We start from the raw sequence: 16331 nt of genomic DNA, 5'->3' as shown, positions 1-16331 counted from the left end.
GGATCGGCGCACAGACGCACATACGCCGACTGACACGGCCCGACCGGGTCATTCTGCATCTTCCGGGGCCGGCCCTCGGGCCCTGGCCGGAAACCCGCCCCCGCCCCGACATGAAACCAGGTTAGGCCGCGGTTCTGACAGCGGCTTGACGCACCGGATGCCGACCCGCACCGCTCATGTCCGACGGAACAGGGTGCCGGAAACAGCGGAACCCGGGGCCCCTCAGTGTTCGCGGCGGTAGAACGGCCGTACCTTTTCGCGCATCCAGTCGGCCACCGGGTCCTGGGCCACGTCCATGAGGACGAGGTTCACCGCCCAGGCGACGGGTACGCGGCCGAGGGCGCGGCCCAGCGCGTCCATCGGGACGTTACGGGCGCTTCCCTCCCACTCGGAGAGTTCCACGCCGACGAAGAGCACGGGGTCGCCGCCCTCGACGCTGGCGAGGCAGCGGCGAGCGGTGAGCACGATGCCGGTCTCCGCGAACTCAACGGACGCCGCGGACAGGAAGTCCACCGGATCGTTCTGCCAGTCGGGTTCGAAGAGGCGTACGCGGCCGCCGCTCGCGGGGCCGTCGAGGGGCGTGCGTCCCGCCCGGCACAGCTCGGCGACGGCAGGGGGCGGCAGCGGTATGTCGACCGTGCCGTCCGGGTTGACGGCCATGCCGAGACCGGGGGGCAGTCCGCGCGCGAAGTCGACGGCGGGTGCCACGGTGTAACTCATGTGGTCGCCCACGACCTGGCGGAACTGCTGCTCGGAGCTGAAGACGGGAACGTATGCCTGTCCGTCGATCTCCAGGGTGGGCAGATCCAGGGTGCGGCTGTCGGGGCCGCCGCCGCCCGGCAGGGGGATCCATATGGGGCTGCGGCCGAGCACCTCCACTATGCGGGCGCCCGCCGTGGGGACGCCGAGGGAGGCGGCGAGCACCTCTTCCAGCTCGTTGCCGGGCCACCCGCCGTGCGGATGGGGGTGCGCCTGCGCCGGGATGTCCATGTGCCTTCCACCTGCTCGGAACCTCTGGTTGCTGCGGTTCGCACCCTAACGCTGGGCGCTGGGCGGTCCCCCCACGTGCAGGGCACAGGCCCTACGCGACGCCCCGTACGTCGTGGGCTGTGCCCACCGGTTCCGCCTACCGGTTCCGCCCCAGGCGGAACGCGTGCCCACAACGGTGCCACAGGCTGTCGCTCAGCGGTCGAAATCGACCGCTCGCAGCAGATCCGCCGCCGACCGGTCCAGCAGTACCGCCGAGGAGCAGCCCGGGGGCAGCTCGCCCCGTTCCACCGAGCGGATCAGGCGTGTCACCGCCCTGCGGTGGCGCCCGAACGCGTACCGGGAGACCCCGCGGCCGCGCTCCCGCTGCCCGGCCAGTGCCGTGTCGGGCGTGACGTCGAGCACCAGCAGATGCAGGGTGCCGCCGCGGCGCCGGGCCTCGCGGCTCAGCCAGCGGCGCACCCAGGCCTGGGTTCCGCAGTCGTGCACGACGACGCTGGCACCGGAGCGCAGCGCACGGCGCAGCCCGGCGTAGTGCGCGAGGCGGACGAAGGGGCGGTAGAACGCGTACGGGAGACGGCGGGACACCCTGCCGTCCCAGCGGTCGCGGGTGTCCTGCGAGTCGATGCGCGCTCCGGCCACGGCCCGCCGCATCAGCGTCGACTTCCCGCTGCCCGGCAGTCCCGAGACGACGACGACGTCGCCCTCGGCGAACGAGAGGCGGCGCGGACCGCGGCCCGCCCGGTCGCGGAGGTCGCGTACGACGGCCTCGGGGAGACGGCCACGGTTCTTCGCGACCGTGGCGGCGGGCTGCTCCGGCAGCGCCACCCCGGTCGTGGTCGCGTATGCGCTCGTCCTGTGCACCGTGATCGTCCTCCCCGTCAGGTCACGTCACTCTGCCCTGACGAGTGTAAAGAGACAGTAATGCGAGACAAGCTCATTACCGGCTCGTTGCTCCCGGAACAATCCTGTTGCTCCCTTGGGACAGTGCCACGCGAGGCGTGCAATGATGGGCGCGCCAACTGCATACCGGCCGCTTGAATCCGCGCGGGAGAGCCCTCAGCCGTCCAGGTCCTGACAGGTCCTGACCTGGGGCGCCGAAGGAGCAAGTCCCTCCCTTGAATCTCTCAGGCCCCGATACCGCGCGGGCGAGGCACATCTGAAAAGCGGGCCGTCACAGCCGGGCAGTCGAGCACTGCCGTGGCGGACGGCTCCACCCACGGTGCAAGCCACGTGCCCCGGGCGCGTGGCGAACCTCTCAGGTTCCGATGACAGATGGGGAGGATCGACTCGACCTCGCCGTCATGCCCTGGGAGCACCCTCTATGAGCAATGCCCTCCGTAAGACCGCGCTCGATGCGCTGCACCGCACGCTCGGCGCGACCATGACCGACTTCGCGGGCTGGGACATGCCGCTGCGGTACGGCAGCGAGCGCGACGAGCACAACGCCGTACGCACCAGGGCCGGCCTCTTCGACCTCTCCCACATGGGCGAGATCACCGTCACAGGGCCGGACGCCGCGAACCTGCTGGACTACGCGCTGGTCGGCAACATCGGCGGCGTGGCGGTCGGCCGCGCCCGCTACACCATGATCTGCCGGGAGGACGGCGGCATCCTCGACGACCTGATCGTGTACCGGCTCGCCGAGCAGGAGTACATGATCGTCGCGAACGCCTCCAACGCGCAGGTGGTGCTGGACGCCGTCACCGAGCGGGCGGCCGGTTTCGACGCGGTCCTACGCGACGACCGTGACGCGTACGCGCTGATCGCCGTCCAGGGCCCCGAGTCCCCCGGCATCCTGAAGTCGCTGACCGACGCCGACCTGGACGGGCTGAAGTACTACGCCGGTCTGCCCGGCACCGTCGCCGGTGTCCCCGCGCTGATCGCCCGTACCGGCTACACGGGCGAGGACGGCTTCGAGCTGTTCGTGGCGCCCGAGCACGCGGAGAAGCTGTGGCAGGCGCTCACCGAGGCGGGCACCCCGGCCGGTCTCGTCCCGTGCGGTCTTTCGTGCCGCGACACGCTGCGCCTGGAGGCGGGCATGCCGCTGTACGGGCACGAGCTGTCCACGTCGCTGACCCCGTTCGACGCCGGTCTGGGACGAGTGGTCAAGTTTGACAAGACCGCCAACAACGGTGACTTCGTGGGGCGTGCCGCCCTGCTCGAAGCCGCCGAGCGGGCCGAGAAGAACCCGCCGCGCAAGCTCGTCGGGCTGATCGCCGAGGGCCGCCGGGTGCCGCGCGCCGGGTACGCGGTCGTCGCCGAGGGCAAGGTGATCGGCGAGGTCACCTCGGGCGCCCCGTCCCCCACGCTCGGCAAGCCGATCGCGATCGCATATGTCGACGCGGCCCACGCCGAGCCCGGCACCCCCGGTGTCGCCGTCGACATCCGCGGCAGCCACGAGCCGTACGAGGTCGTGGCGCTGCCGTTCTACAAGCGCCAGAAGTGACACAGTGCCCGACGGTCCGCGTCGGGCCGTCCGGTATCGCACCGGCCCGCACCGCACCGGCCGGGACCGCTTCGGCCGGGACCGCTTCGGATAGCAAAGACCACCCGTTCACCACCACTCCCCCGCGTACAGGAGAATTCAGGTCATGAGCAACCCCCAGCAGCTGCGCTACAGCAAAGAGCACGAGTGGGTGTCGGCAGCCGAGGACGGCGTCGCGACGGTCGGCATCACCGAGTACGCGGCGAACGCGCTCGGTGACGTCGTCTACGCCCAGCTCCCGGAGGTCGGCGACACGGTGAGCGCGGGCGAGACCTGCGGCGAGCTGGAGTCGACCAAGTCGGTCAGCGATCTGTACGCGCCCGTCTCCGGTGAGGTCACCGAGGTCAACGAGGACGTCGTCAACGACCCGTCGCTGGTGAACTCGGCCCCCTTCGAGGGCGGCTGGCTGTTCAAGGTACGCGTCTCGGAGGAGCCGGCCGACCTGCTCTCCGCCGACGAGTACGCCGACTTCTCCGGTAACTGAACCCGGCGCCAGGCCGTACCACGCCCACCGGCCGTACCGGGCCTGACCGGCCGCACCGGCCTGGTGGCCGTAACGGCCGACGAACCGAATTGACCGCCGCACCGAACGGGATCTCGATGTCGCTTCTGAACTCCTCCCTCCACGAGCTCGACCCGGACGTCGCCGCCGCCGTCGACGCCGAGCTCCACCGCCAGCAGTCCACGCTCGAGATGATCGCCTCGGAGAACTTCGCTCCGGTGGCGGTCATGGAGGCGCAGGGCTCGGTGCTGACCAACAAGTACGCCGAGGGCTACCCCGGCCGGCGCTACTACGGCGGCTGCGAGCACGTGGACGTCGTCGAGCAGATCGCCATCGACCGGATCAAGGCGCTGTTCGGCGCCGAGGCCGCGAACGTGCAGCCGCACTCGGGTGCGCAGGCGAACGCCGCGGCGATGTTCGCGCTGCTGCAGCCGGGCGACACGATCATGGGTCTGAACCTGGCGCACGGCGGACACCTGACCCATGGCATGAAGATCAACTTCTCCGGCAAGCTGTACAACGTGGTCGCGTACCACGTGGACGACACCGGTGTCGTGGACATGGCCGAGGTCGAGCGCCTCGCCAAGGAGTCGAAGCCGAAGCTGATCGTGGCGGGCTGGTCGGCGTACCCGCGTCAGCTGGACTTCGCCGCGTTCCGCCGGATCGCGGACGAGGTCGGCGCGTATCTGATGGTCGACATGGCGCACTTCGCCGGTCTCGTCGCGGCCGGGCTGCACCCCAACCCGGTCCCGCACGCCCATGTCGTGACCACGACCACCCACAAGACGCTGGGTGGCCCGCGCGGCGGTGTGATCCTTTCCACGCAGGAGCTCGCCAAGAAGATCAACTCGGCAGTCTTCCCCGGTCAGCAGGGCGGCCCGCTGGAGCACGTCATCGCGGCGAAGGCGGTCTCCTTCAAGGTGGCGGCGAGCGACGAGTTCAAGGAGCGCCAGCAGCGCACCCTCGAGGGCTCGAAGATCATCGCTGAGCGCCTGGTGCAGCCCGACGTCACCGAGGCCGGTGTCTCCGTCCTTTCCGGCGGCACGGATGTGCACCTGGTCCTGGTCGATCTGCGCAACAGCGAGCTCGACGGCCAGCAGGCCGAGGACCGCCTCCACGAGGTGGGCATCACGGTCAACCGGAACGCCGTTCCGAACGACCCGCGCCCGCCGATGGTGACGTCCGGCCTGCGGATCGGCACCCCGGCGCTGGCCACCCGCGGTTTCCAGGCCGATGACTTCCGCGAGGTCGCGGACGTCATCGCGGAGGCGCTGAAGCCGTCCTACGACGCCGAAGCCCTCAAGGCCCGGGTCGCCGCCCTCACCGCGAAGTACCCGCTCTACCCCGCCCTCGGCAAGTAGCCACCCGGCACACAGCCACAGGCCCCATGGGGCACCGCGCACACTGAACAGACCGGGTCCGGCAACGGACCGCACCAGCGCGGTGCCCCGCCCCATGTTTCACAGCAGTACCCCCAAGGAGTTTCCCAGTGGCCATCTCGGTCTTCGACCTCTTCTCGATCGGTATCGGCCCGTCGAGCTCCCACACCGTCGGGCCGATGCGGGCGGCCCGGATGTTCGCCCGCAGGCTGCGGAACGAGGACCTGCTCACGCAGACGGCCTCGATACGCGCCGAGCTGTACGGCTCCCTGGGCGCGACCGGCCACGGCCACGGCACCCCGAAGGCCGTCCTCCTCGGCCTGGAGGGTGAGTCCCCGCGCACCGTCGACGTGGAGACCGCCGACGAGCGGGTCGAGAAGATCAGGTCGGCCGGGCGGATCAGTCTGCTCGGCGAGCACGAGATCGCCTTCGACTTCGACGAGAACCTGGTCCTGCACCGCCGCAAGACGCTCCCGTACCACGCGAACGGCATGACCCTGTGGGCGTACGACGCCGAGGGCGAGTGCCTGCTGGAGAAGACGTACTACTCGGTAGGCGGCGGCTTCGTCGTCGACGAGGACGCGGTGGGGGCGGACCGCATCAAGCTAGACGACACGGTCCTGAAGTACCCCTTCCGCACGGGCGACGAGCTGCTGCGCCTCACCCGCGAAACGGGCCTGTCGATCTCCGCCCTGATGCTGGAGAACGAGAAGTCCTGGCGCACCGAGGAAGAGATCCGCGAGGGCCTGCTGGAGATCTGGCGGGTCATGCAGTCGTGCGTGGCGCGCGGCATGTCCCGCGAAGGCATCCTGCCCGGGGGCCTCAAGGTCCGCCGTCGCGCCGCCACCTCCGCGCGCCAGCTGCGCGCCGAGGGCGACCCGCTGGCCCACGCGATGGAGTGGATCACTCTGTACGCGATGGCCGTGAACGAGGAGAACGCCGCGGGCGGCCGGGTGGTCACCGCCCCGACGAACGGCGCCGCGGGCATCATCCCGGCGGTCCTGCACTACTACATGAACTTCGTGCCCGGCGCCGACGAGGACGGCATCGTCCGCTTCCTGCTCGCCGCCGGCGCGGTCGGCATGCTCTTCAAGGAGAACGCCTCCATCTCCGGCGCCGAGGTCGGCTGCCAGGGCGAGGTCGGCTCGGCCTGCTCGATGGCCGCCGGCGCGCTGGCCGAGGTCCTGGGCGGCTCCCCCGAACAGGTCGAGAACGCCGCCGAGATCGGCATGGAGCACAACCTCGGCCTCACCTGCGACCCGGTCGGCGGCCTCGTCCAGATCCCCTGCATCGAACGCAACGGCATGGCGGCGGTGAAGGCCGTCACCGCCGCGAAGATGGCGATGCGCGGCGACGGCTCCCACAAGGTGTCCCTCGACAAGGTCATCAAGACCATGAAGGACACGGGCGCCGACATGTCCGTCAAGTACAAGGAGACGGCGCGGGGCGGCCTGGCCGTGAACATCATCGAGTGCTGAGCGCCTGCTTCAGCGACCCGCACGACAAGAGAAGAGATCGGCGTCCACATGCCGGCGGCCTTTCTCCGTACCGCGCGCACCGCGTGAACAGAGGCCGGGCACACCCCTTGAGAGGGTGTGACCGGCCCGCCCGTGTCTGCCGTCTCAGGCGCTCTTGTTCAGGTGTGCCCAGAACTCGTCGAACGACAGCAGCTTGTCGCTGTTGGTGTCCTGGGCGGCTATGACGGCCTCCGCCACAGGCTCGGTGACGTGAAAGTCCCCCAGCTGCGCCATGACGCTCTTGTACTCGGCCGCAGTGATGAAGCCGTCGCCGTCCACGTCGAACCGCTCGAACGCCTTGCGTGCTTCCTCGATGTCCGCCACCGGATCCGCCCCTTCTTGGTGCCTACTGACGTCGGTCAGATTAACGGCATGGCCAAGTGCGCCGGTCAACGGCCCAGTTCTGCGCGGAGTGCGGCGAGCACCCAGGCGAACTCCTCGGTGTGCGCGGGCAGGGGCTCGCGGCCGTTCACGATGGCCGTCAGTTCGCGGTAGCGGGCGACCTTTAGCTGCGCGTTCGACTCGAGGCGTTCCAGTACGGCGGCAGGGTCTCCGTCGCCGAGCAGCTCCTGCAGCACCCGGGCCGCCTCCGGCGACTCGGGAGCGACGCCACGCGCGCGTGCGTCGCCCGCCAGCTCCACGAGCCGCTTGAAGAACCACAGGGAAGCGCCACTCGGAACGTCGGGACCGCGGTCCGCCGCGTTGAACTCGATCATCTGCCGCATCTGCCCCCGGAATTCGGGATCCTGCACCAGCTCGGCGAGCTCCACCCAGGCGTCCACCTGCTCGGGCGTGGGGTCGTCCGGCATGTCGGCGACGGTGTTGCGCATGCGTTCGCGGAGCGCCGGGTCGGCGGTGTCGAGGCCGGCGAACGTCTCCTCGACGAAGTCGTCGATGATGCGTCCCCGTTCGGCGGCCGAGAGCCGCGCCAGCTTGTTCATGAGTGTCATCTCCTCTGCGGTGGACCTGCGTTGTGCGACGGTCGACAGCACTGCCCTGGTCACCCGCAGCGCGCGGATCTGCGCGTCGAGCGCCGCCACATGGGTGGCCGCGACCTCCGCGACGGTGCGCTCGCCCGCCACCACCCTGCGTACGTCGTCCAGGCCGAGGTCCAGCTCGCGCAGGGTGCGGATCAGTTCGAGGCGGGCGAGGGACTCGGCGTCGTAGAGCCGGTAGCCGCCGTCCGAGCGGGTCACGGGTGGCAGGACTCCCTCGTCCGACCAGTAGCGGATGGTGCGCACCGACAGTCCGGTGCGACGGGAGAGCTGCCCGATGGTGAGCAGTCCGGTGCCGTCGTCGATCATGTGAAGGAGTCTGGGCCTTCCAGTGGGTGGAGACTCAAGCGGGCGCTAGGTCCTGTCGTCAAACTCCCGTCGTCCGCCCGAAGGGCGGGCCCCGCGGCGCCTGGTGCGTGCAGCTGCAAGGCGGAGGAGGGAGGCGACGCGGTGGGGGCACCTCCCACGCCCTTAAGGCAGTGGGGGAGCGTGCCAGGCGCCGCGGGGCTGGGGGCACCTCCCAGCGGTAGCTGGGGGAGGGAGTTTGACGACAGGGCCTAGGGCCGGGGACGAGGACGAGGTCACAGGGAGGGGCACGGGGATGAAGGACGCTCTGCGCGACATTCTGGACGCCGCGGCGCACGGGGAGTTTCCGCCGCCCGACGGCGCCACCACCGTCGTACCGCAGGAGAACCACCGCGACGCCGGAGTCATCGCCTTCACCGCGCACTCCGTGGTGTTCACGGACGAGGATCCGGAGTGGGTGCACGCCACACTGCGCGCACTCGACTGTGACGCCCTCGCCGCCACCATGAACCCGCGGTTCCTCGCGGCCTTCATGAACCGCACGGGGCGTACGACGGACACCATCGACCTGCTGACCGTCGCCCCCGCTCTGCCCGGCGTACCGGCAGTGGCGCTCCGGGAGATCGACGACCCGGACCACCCGCGGGTGGCGCGTGCCCGAAGGCGCCGCGGCGACGTGCGGGTGTGGGCGGCGGACGGGGGCGTGCTCGTGCTGGGCCGCGGTGTCGCGGGGCGCTGGGAGGCGGCGATCGAGGTGGACGAGGCGGTACGGCACCGGGGGCTCGGCCGGGAGCTCGCCACGGCGGCGCGGCATCTCGTGCCCGCGGACGCCGTGGTCTGGGCCCAGCAGGCGGCCGGGAACGCCCGCAGCGTGCGGGCCTTCCAGGCCGCGGGATACCGGCCCGTCGGGGCCGAGGCACTGTTTGTCGCCCTCTGAGACCGGGCGTTGCCCACCACGCCCATCGAGTTCGTCGTGCCCTCTGAGGTCGGCGCGGGCACACGGTCAGCGGAAGACGCCCGTGTGCCCCAGTGAGTACCGGCCCGGCTGCGGGTAGACGGCCAGGCCGTGCGGGCCGCCGCCGACGCGGATGCGGGCGATCTGCTGGCCGGTGCGTGTGTCGATGGCGTACACCTCGGAGTCGTACCGCCCGGACAGCCACAGCACATCGCCGTCCGCCGAGACGCCGCCCATGTCGGGGCTGCCGCCGTCGGGCAGCGTCCACTTCTTGGTGAGCTGGTTCCGGGTGAAGTCGAAGACGGAGATGGTGCCTTCGCCGCGGTTGGAGATGTACATCTCCTTCGAGTCGCGGCTGACGTACAGGCCGTGGGTGCCCTTGCCGGTGGGCATCAGCTTCGGCTCGGTGAACTTGTCGCCGTCGAGCACCCACATGCCGTCGGCCATCATGTCGGCGATGTAGAAGGTCTTGCCGTCCGGCGAGAGCTTCACGTCCTGCGGCATGGCCCCCGAGAAGGGCAGCTTCTGCTGGCCGATGACCTTCATCCGCGCGGTGTCGACCTTGAGCAGCTCGCCGGAGAACTCGCAGGAGACGACGAAGTACCGGCCGTCGAGCGAGAAGTCGGCGTGGTTGACGCCGTAGCAGCTGACCGGCACGGTCTTGACGGGCTTCATCGTGTGCGGGTCGCGGAAGACGAGCTCGCGGTCCAGCGAGGCCATGACCACGGCGTACTTCCCGTCGGGCGTGAAGTAGAGGTTGTACGGGTCGTGCACCTCGACGGGGTCGCCCGCCTTGCCGGTCTTCGGGTTGATGGGCGTGAGCGTGTGGCCGCGGTTGTTGTTGACCCACAGCGTCTTCAGGTCCCAGGAGGGCACGACGTGCTGGGGCTGGATGCCGACCGGGATCGTCTCGATCACCTGGTACGTCGCGGGGTCGATGACCGACACCGTGTTGGACTCGGTGTTGGGGACGTAGACGCGGGACGGGAAGTCCTTGACGACCGGCGAGAGTTTCCCGGGACGGTCGGCCGCATACACGTCCTCGGGGTCGAGTACGGGCGGCATGCCCGCCAGCCCCTGGATCGCCTTCGGTCTGGCGGGCACCTGGACGGGCGACTTGACGGTCGGACTGGCGGATGGAGTGGCTGCACCCTGTGTGCCGAGGTCCTGGTCCGCTTGGTCGAACGGCGGGGCGCCGCAGCCCGCGAGTGCGGCCAGCAGGGCGCCGGCGAGCAGTACACCGGCGCGCTTGGTGAGGGTCAGGTGCAGGGGCATCAGGTCAACAGCTCCGTGGTGGTCACCGCGCGCAGTCCGCGGCGGTCGAGAAGGTCGAGGAGGGCGGGCAGCGCGGCAACCGTGTCCGCGTACCCGAAGTGCAGGCTCACCACCGACCCGGGCCGCACCTGTCCGCCGACTGTGCGGACGACGGCCTCAGGACCCGGCGAGGTGAAGTCGAGTGAGTCGACGTCGTACGACAGGACGTGCGGGTAGCCCGCGTTGCGGGCGAGGCGTTCGACGAGCGGGGAGGCCTCCTTTGCCTGGGACGGCCGGAAGAAGCTGCCGATGGAGCCGGTGAGCCGGTGCAGCCGGTCCGCGCAGCCGTTGATCTCCGCGGCCGCCTCGGACTCGGACATGGCGTTGATGGCGCGGTGGTTGAGGGTGTGGTTGCCGATCTCGTGGCCGCCGTCGAGGACCCGGAGGGCGAGTTCCGGATGCTCGTCGAGCCATGTGCCGACGGCGAGGACGGTCATCCGGGCGCCCGCCCGCTCGGCCGCCTCGAGCAGCGCCACGGCGGTGGCGGGGTCGCCTTGGCCGTGGAAGGTGAGCGCCACCTCCGGGCGTCCGCGGGGACTGTGACTGATCTGGGCGGGGAGGCCGGGGAAGCGGCGAGGGCCGGGGACGTCGGCGGACGGCTCGGCAGGGGCCGGACGCGCTGAGGGCTCCCCCGGACGGGGTCCTGCGGAGCGTGCCGGGCCGCTCGTGGAACACCCGGCGGTCAGCGTGCCCGCGACGGCGAGCCCGGCGCCCGTACGCAGGGCTGAGCGGCGGTCGGCAGTGGTCACTCGCCCCATCTAAGGGGGACTTGCCGGGCTGAATAACGATTGACCCGATTCCAGGTGTCTGCGGGTCGCGGCTCACACCATTCGCCAACCGAAAAGCTCTTGCAGAATGGCTGATTCCGGTCGTGTTCAGCCGCTATTTACCAGGTGGGTGGCCAAGATCACCAAGGATTCATTCAGCATTTCTCCAGCATTGAGCACATATGCCCGAGTGGGGACCTTGGATCGATGACTGTTGTCTGACATAGTCGGGGACACGACCTCTCCATTGACCCGGGCCAAGGTCGTCAACCGCTGCCGTGGAGCCCACCCCACCGCATCCACGGCATTCCACAGAAGCCCCCAGCCGCCGCACAACGACGAACGGGGGCTTCTGTGCGTCAGCGGGTACGGGCAGGCCGTGTACGGGAAGGCCGTGCCGTGCGCCGGGTCAGGTCGTGTGCGTCAGGCGCGCATCTCGAACCACGTCGTCTTGCCGCGCGGCAGCAGATCCACACCCCAGCGGTCGGAGAGCTTGTCGACGAGGAAGAGCCCGCGGCCGCTGATGTCGAGCTCATGAACGGGCATCAGACACGGCAGCCCGCGCGAGGGGTCGCGGACCTCGATCCGGATCCAGCCGCGGCGGCGCTGCATGCGCAGCCCGAAGATGCGGGCACCCGTGTGGCGCACGGCGTTGCCGACGAGTTCAGAGACGAGAAGCACGACATCCTCGGTCAGCCTCGGGGTGAGTCCCCAGTGGCGGAGGACCACGACCTGGGCGAGCCGGCGCGCGCTGGCCGCGGACTCGGGGCGCGACGGCAGCGAAACCTCCGCCTCTGCCGGATTGCCGTACAAGTCCAGCGCCCTGAGCGCCTGTTCGTCCTCCACCGCCGGAGACCAGCGCGCCGCGGTCGCACCGGCCAGCCGTCGCGGCTGCTCGAAACCCTCCAGCCCCGCTGCCATGCCCCCATCATGGCCGCCCGGAGCGCTCCGCGGAGGGGTTCCGCAGGAATACGTGTACTGGAACCCTTTACTCCGGGCGGCCGGATGGGCATATGCCCATGGCAGTGAAGGTGCCGCCGAACACCGCCTGGCCTGCGGTGACTTCACGCCGACCAGTGATCGCGCGACGCCCCCGGGAAGGACTCCTCAAACCTTGTTCAAAGCTCGCAGAATCCGCTCCATCGAGCGACGGGCCGAGGCCGACGCCCTGACGCCGGCCCGCCCGACCCCGTGACCGCCGACTCAACTCCCAGTGTCCACAAACGAGTTCGACAGAGCGAGATCACAGATCACAGGAACTTCGCCTTGCCCGGCCCTTCCTCCACGAAGCTCCGCATGCCGCGCTCGCGGTCCTCGGTGGCGAACAGGCCCGAGAACCAGTTGCGTTCGATCGCGAGGCCCGTGTCGATATCCGTCTCCAGGCCCGCGTCGATGGACTCCTTGGCGGCGCGGAGCGCGATGGCCGGTCCCTGGACGAGCCTGGACGCCCAGGCGTGGGCCTGCTCGTAGACCTCGGCGGCCGGTACGACACGGTCGACCAGGCCAAGCGAGAGGGCCTCCTCCGCCGTCACCATACGGCCGGTGAAGATGAGGTCCTTGGCCTTGGAGGGGCCGATCAACCGGGACAACCGCTGGGTGCCGCCCGCGCCCGGGATCAGGCCGAGGAGGATCTCCGGCTGGCCGAGCTTGGCGTTGTCCGCGGCGATCCGGTAGTCCGCGCACAGCGCCAGCTCGCAGCCGCCGCCCAGCGCATAGCCGGTGACGGCGGCGACAACGGGCTTGGGGATACGGGCCACGGCGGTGAAGGAGTCCTGCAGGGCCCGGGAGCGTACGACCATCGCCGTATGGTCCATGGCCTGCATCTCCTTGATGTCCGCGCCCGCCGCGAACACCTTTTCGCCGCCGTAGAGAATCACGGCGCGTACGTCCTCGCGGCGTGTGGCCTCCTCGGCCAGCTCGCGGAGCCGGTCCTGGACGGCGATGTCCAGCGCGTTCATCGGGGGGCGGTCGAGGCGGATGGTGCCGACGCCTTCGGCGACTTCGAGATGCACAGTCATGCAAGGCACCGTAGCGGGGGGTCTGGGGGGTCGTCCCCCCAGGTGGGCACAGCACGGGCACTAAGGACAACGGGCCCGGTGCGATCAGTCACACACCGAGCCCGTCCGCCGTAGGAGTCCTACGACTTCCACTTCTCCCACGACATGTTCCAGCCGCTGAGCCCGTTGGCCGGGTCGACGATCCGGTCGTTGGAGTTCTTGACGACCACGACGTCACCGATCAGCGAGTGGTTGAAGAACCACGCGGCCGGCACGCCGCTGTCGTAGCCGCCGCGCACGTCGCGCAGGCCGATGCAGCCGTGGCTGGCGTTGTAGTTTCCGAAGGCCCCGCCGCCCCAGTAGTTGCCGTGGATGAAGGTGCCGGAGTCGGTCAGGCGCATGGCGTGCGGGACGTCCTTGATGTCGTACTCGCCGGCGTAGCCGACCGTCTCGCCGTTCATGCGGGTCACCGTGTACTTCTCACTGATGACCATCTGGCCGTTCCAGGTGTCGTAGCCCGGCTTGCCCGTGGTGACGGGGATGGTCTTGATGACCTTGCCGTCCTGCATGACCTTCATCTTCTTGGTCTTGACGTCGACGACGGAGACCTGGTCGCGGCCGATGGTGAAGGACACTGTCTTGGCCTGCTTGCCGTAGACGCCGGGCCGTCCCTCGACGCCGTCGAGGTTGAGCTGCACGGTGACCTTGGTGCCCTCCTTCCAGTACTTCTCCGGGCGGAAGTCCAGGCGGTCGTTGCCGAACCAGTGGCCCTCGACGGGCACGGAGGGCTCGGCCTTGATCTGTATCGCCCTCTCGACGTCCTCGGGGTTGGTCATCCCGCGCGTGAAGCGGATCGAGAAGGGCATGCCGACGCCGACCTTCGAGCCGTCCTCGGGCGTGAAGTAGCCGATGAAGGTGTTCTTCGGTACGAGGGTGGTGAAGGTGGCGTCCTTGGCCGACTGCCGGCCCTCGGAGTCCTCCGCCACCGCGTGGACCTTGTACTTGGTCGCGGAGGCGAGGTGGTGCGAGGGCGTCCACTCGGCGCCGTCGTCCGTGATCTCTCCCTCGACCGGACTGCCCTTGGAGTCCTCGACCTTGACCTCGGTGAGCTTGCCCTTGTCCGCGGTGACCTTGAGGGCGCCGGTCGTCTTGACATCGTCCGCGCCGTCCTTGGGGGATATCTTCACGACGGCCTGTGACGGTGCGGTCGCCTCCGCCGCCTTGTCCGAGCCCTTGCCCTTCTTGTCACCACTGCCTGAGCTCGAGCCGCCGCCCCCGCCGCACGCCGTGACGAGTATCAGCAACGCGCCCAGCACCAGGGCGAGAAGACCCGTGCCACCCGGCCGGTCCGTACGAGCCCGTCGCCCGGTGGCACTCCCCCGCCTCGGACCGCCGCTTCGCCCCTGGCGCAGCCCCGCACCAACCGGCGCCCCCGATATCGGTCGCCCGTTCAAGATGTGTTTCTCCCCTCGCATGGCCTGGTCAGGCCCGCCCCCCGCGCGTCCCGCGCACTGCGCAAATTAACCACACGGCTGACTTCGATGACTCCTTGCGATTGTCACCGTTCAGTTCCAACTTCAATCGTGTGGAGCCCTGGTGGCGGTGTCGACGGGCCGGCCGGCCTCGGAGGGGGAGTCAGTCCGCGGAGCCCGCCTTCCACTCGTCCCAGTCCATGTTCCAGCCGTTGAGGCCGTTGTCCGGAGCGACTTCCTTGTCGGCGGAGTTGACCACTTCGACGACGTCCCCGATGAGGCTCCGGTCGAAGAACCAGGCGGCCGGTGTGTCCTGGTTGCCGCCCTTCACATCGCGCAGCCCGATACATCCGTGGCTGACGTTCGCGACGCCGAAGGCGTTGTGGATCCAGTAGTTGCCGTGCAGGAAGGTGCCGGATGTGGTGAGCCGCATGGCGTGCGGCACGTCCGGGACGTCGTACTCACCGCCGAAACCGACCGTGCGGCTGTTCATCCGGGTCGTCTCGAGCATCTCGCTGACCACCATCTTCCCGTTGTACGTGGTGGTCTTGGGCGCACCCGCGGTAATCGGCATGGTGGCGATGAGCTCGCCGTCGCGGCGCACCTGCATGGTGTGCGCGGCGACGTCCACCCGGCTGACCTGGCTGCGGCCGATGGTGAACGAGAAGGTCTTGTCCTGCAGTCCGTAGACGCCCGGCGCGGCCTGCACGTCACGCAGCCGCAGATCGACGGTGACCTTGGTGCCCGGCCTCCAGTATCTCTCCGGACGGAAGTCCAGGCGGGTGTTGCCGAACCAGTGCGGGGCGATCTCGACGGCCGGTTCGGAGTGGATGCGCACGGCTCGTTCGACGGCCGCGCGGTTCTCGATCTCGCGGTTGAACTCCAGCGAGACGATCATGCCGGCGCCCACGGTGGAACGGTTCTCCGGGGTGACGTAACCGATGAACCGCTCATCGGGGACGACCGTCGTGAACGTGGTGTGCCGGGCGGAGCGGCGGCCCCTGCTGTCCAGTGCCACCGCATCCACCGTGTACTTGGCGGCCAGTTCCAGCTTCTTGACGTTCGGCCGCCAGGTCATGCCGTCCTGGGAGATGCGGCCCGGCACCGGGAAGTCCTGGGCGTCCTGGGACCTGACCACCTTCACGGACTCGAGCCGTCCGTCGGGCACCGACACCCGGATGGGTGCGTCGACGCTCACGCCCTTGCTGCCGTCGGCCGGCGAGATGCGGATCACGTCCTCGAGGGACAGTGGCTTGCCGGCGACCCCGTCCGGGGTGCAACCGGCCGCTCCTGCCAGCAGGCAGGCCCATGTCAGTACGGCAGCCAGGGCGGCGCCTGCGCGTCCAGCGCGCGTCACTTTCTGAATCACGCCCATCCCAACGACGGGCACCCTCCTCGGGAAACCGAGCGTTCCCCCTCCTGGGGAAACCCACCGTTCCCCCTCCTGGGGAAACGTGAGTGCGAGCCATGCTCTGGGCAGAACACTGGGAGGACGATCGCGTGGGGAGCCGCGCCCCTGAGAGCCGCAGGGGCGCTCCGGTGGCGAGAAGTCGGGCGCGCAGAGGCCGAAGGGCTGAGCACGGTCGGCTTCTCGACACCGCTGGAGCGACCCGGAGGCGAGCGAACCAGAAAGAGGGGCGACGCCGCAGGCC

15 protein-coding genes and 2 riboswitches are annotated in these 16331 nt (G+C 69.7%); of the genes, 5 read left to right on the top strand and 10 right to left on the bottom strand.

The window, feature by feature from the left end; translation table 11 throughout:
• Positions 1-222: 222 nt before the first annotated feature.
• Both H1D24_RS02225 and H1D24_RS02220 read right to left on the bottom strand, forming a co-directional pair.
• Positions 223-990 carry an enhanced serine sensitivity protein SseB gene (locus H1D24_RS02225; RefSeq protein ID WP_181655602.1) on the bottom strand — a complete coding sequence of 256 codons (768 nt, stop codon included), beginning with the start codon at positions 988-990 and terminating at the stop codon, positions 223-225.
• Positions 991-1182: 192 nt separating this feature from the next.
• Entirely contained in the window at positions 1183-1857 is a 675-nt protein-coding gene (locus H1D24_RS02220; RefSeq protein WP_181655893.1) for an AAA family ATPase, read from the bottom strand.
• 168 nt (positions 1858-2025) lie between these two features.
• A riboswitch (glycine riboswitch) is annotated at positions 2026-2140 on the top strand.
• A riboswitch (glycine riboswitch) is annotated at positions 2141-2272 on the top strand.
• Positions 2273-2311: 39 nt separating this feature from the next.
• Here H1D24_RS02220 and gcvT point away from each other — a divergent pair.
• The 4 genes from gcvT to H1D24_RS02200 all read left to right on the top strand — a co-directional run bounded on the left by gcvT (position 2312) and on the right by H1D24_RS02200 (position 6834).
• Complete coding sequence (gene gcvT, locus H1D24_RS02215) at positions 2312-3436, top strand: glycine cleavage system aminomethyltransferase GcvT (protein ID WP_181655601.1); 1125 nt, start codon at positions 2312-2314, stop codon at positions 3434-3436.
• A gap of 145 nt (positions 3437-3581) precedes the next feature.
• Positions 3582-3959 carry a glycine cleavage system protein GcvH gene (gene gcvH / locus H1D24_RS02210; protein WP_181655600.1) on the top strand — a complete coding sequence of 126 codons (378 nt, stop codon included), beginning with the start codon at positions 3582-3584 and terminating at the stop codon, positions 3957-3959.
• A 116-nt stretch (positions 3960-4075) separates the two neighbouring features.
• A complete protein-coding gene (gene glyA, locus H1D24_RS02205; RefSeq protein ID WP_181655599.1) occupies positions 4076-5338 on the top strand; it encodes a serine hydroxymethyltransferase in 1263 nt (420 codons plus the stop codon).
• 128 nt (positions 5339-5466) lie between these two features.
• Complete coding sequence (locus tag H1D24_RS02200) at positions 5467-6834, top strand: L-serine ammonia-lyase (protein ID WP_181655598.1); 1368 nt, start codon at positions 5467-5469, stop codon at positions 6832-6834.
• Between the two features lie 144 nt (positions 6835-6978).
• Here the strand turns inward: H1D24_RS02200 and H1D24_RS02195 are convergent, their stop codons facing one another.
• Together H1D24_RS02195 and H1D24_RS02190 are read right to left on the bottom strand one after the other, a co-directional pair.
• Positions 6979-7197 carry an EF-hand domain-containing protein gene (locus H1D24_RS02195; RefSeq protein ID WP_181655597.1) on the bottom strand — a complete coding sequence of 73 codons (219 nt, stop codon included), beginning with the start codon at positions 7195-7197 and terminating at the stop codon, positions 6979-6981.
• A 65-nt stretch (positions 7198-7262) separates the two neighbouring features.
• The gene (locus tag H1D24_RS02190) at positions 7263-8177 is read right to left on the bottom strand and encodes a helix-turn-helix domain-containing protein (RefSeq protein WP_181655596.1); all 915 of its coding nucleotides are present in this window, start codon (positions 8175-8177) and stop codon (positions 7263-7265) included.
• Positions 8178-8469: 292 nt separating this feature from the next.
• On the opposite strand from H1D24_RS02190, the gene H1D24_RS02185 reads away from it, so the two are divergent.
• Positions 8470-9111 (top strand): GNAT family N-acetyltransferase, encoded by a 642-nt coding sequence (locus tag H1D24_RS02185; protein ID WP_181655595.1) that lies wholly within the window; start codon positions 8470-8472, stop codon positions 9109-9111.
• 66 nt (positions 9112-9177) lie between these two features.
• On the opposite strand, the gene H1D24_RS02180 is transcribed toward H1D24_RS02185, so the two are convergent.
• From H1D24_RS02180 to H1D24_RS02155, 6 genes are all read right to left on the bottom strand, one after another.
• Positions 9178-10404 carry a YncE family protein gene (locus tag H1D24_RS02180; protein WP_181655594.1) on the bottom strand — a complete coding sequence of 409 codons (1227 nt, stop codon included), beginning with the start codon at positions 10402-10404 and terminating at the stop codon, positions 9178-9180.
• Entirely contained in the window at positions 10404-11201 is a 798-nt protein-coding gene (locus H1D24_RS02175; RefSeq protein ID WP_181655593.1) for a polysaccharide deacetylase family protein, read from the bottom strand. Before H1D24_RS02175 ends, H1D24_RS02180 begins: the two co-directional genes overlap by 1 nt.
• Positions 11202-11633: 432 nt before the next feature.
• Positions 11634-12236 (bottom strand): ATP-binding protein, encoded by a 603-nt coding sequence (locus H1D24_RS02170; RefSeq protein WP_181655892.1) that lies wholly within the window; start codon positions 12234-12236, stop codon positions 11634-11636.
• Positions 12237-12460: 224 nt separating this feature from the next.
• On the bottom strand, positions 12461-13228 hold the full coding sequence (locus H1D24_RS02165) for an enoyl-CoA hydratase/isomerase family protein (protein WP_181655592.1): 768 nt from the start codon (positions 13226-13228) through the stop codon (positions 12461-12463).
• Positions 13229-13347: 119 nt separating this feature from the next.
• The gene (locus H1D24_RS02160) at positions 13348-14661 is read right to left on the bottom strand and encodes an Ig-like domain-containing protein (RefSeq protein ID WP_374064077.1); all 1314 of its coding nucleotides are present in this window, start codon (positions 14659-14661) and stop codon (positions 13348-13350) included.
• 181 nt (positions 14662-14842) lie between these two features.
• Positions 14843-16036, bottom strand: coding sequence for a L,D-transpeptidase (locus H1D24_RS02155; protein WP_374064075.1), 1194 nt, complete (start codon positions 16034-16036; stop codon positions 14843-14845).
• Between the last annotated feature and the right edge of the window lie 295 nt (positions 16037-16331).

Source organism: Streptomyces himalayensis subsp. himalayensis (genome assembly GCF_013778455.1).
Classification (GTDB): Bacteria; Actinomycetota; Actinomycetes; order Streptomycetales; family Streptomycetaceae; genus Streptomyces; species Streptomyces himalayensis.
The sequence above is the reverse complement of the archived record's forward strand: the minus strand, read 5'-3'. Positions and strand labels throughout refer to the sequence as shown.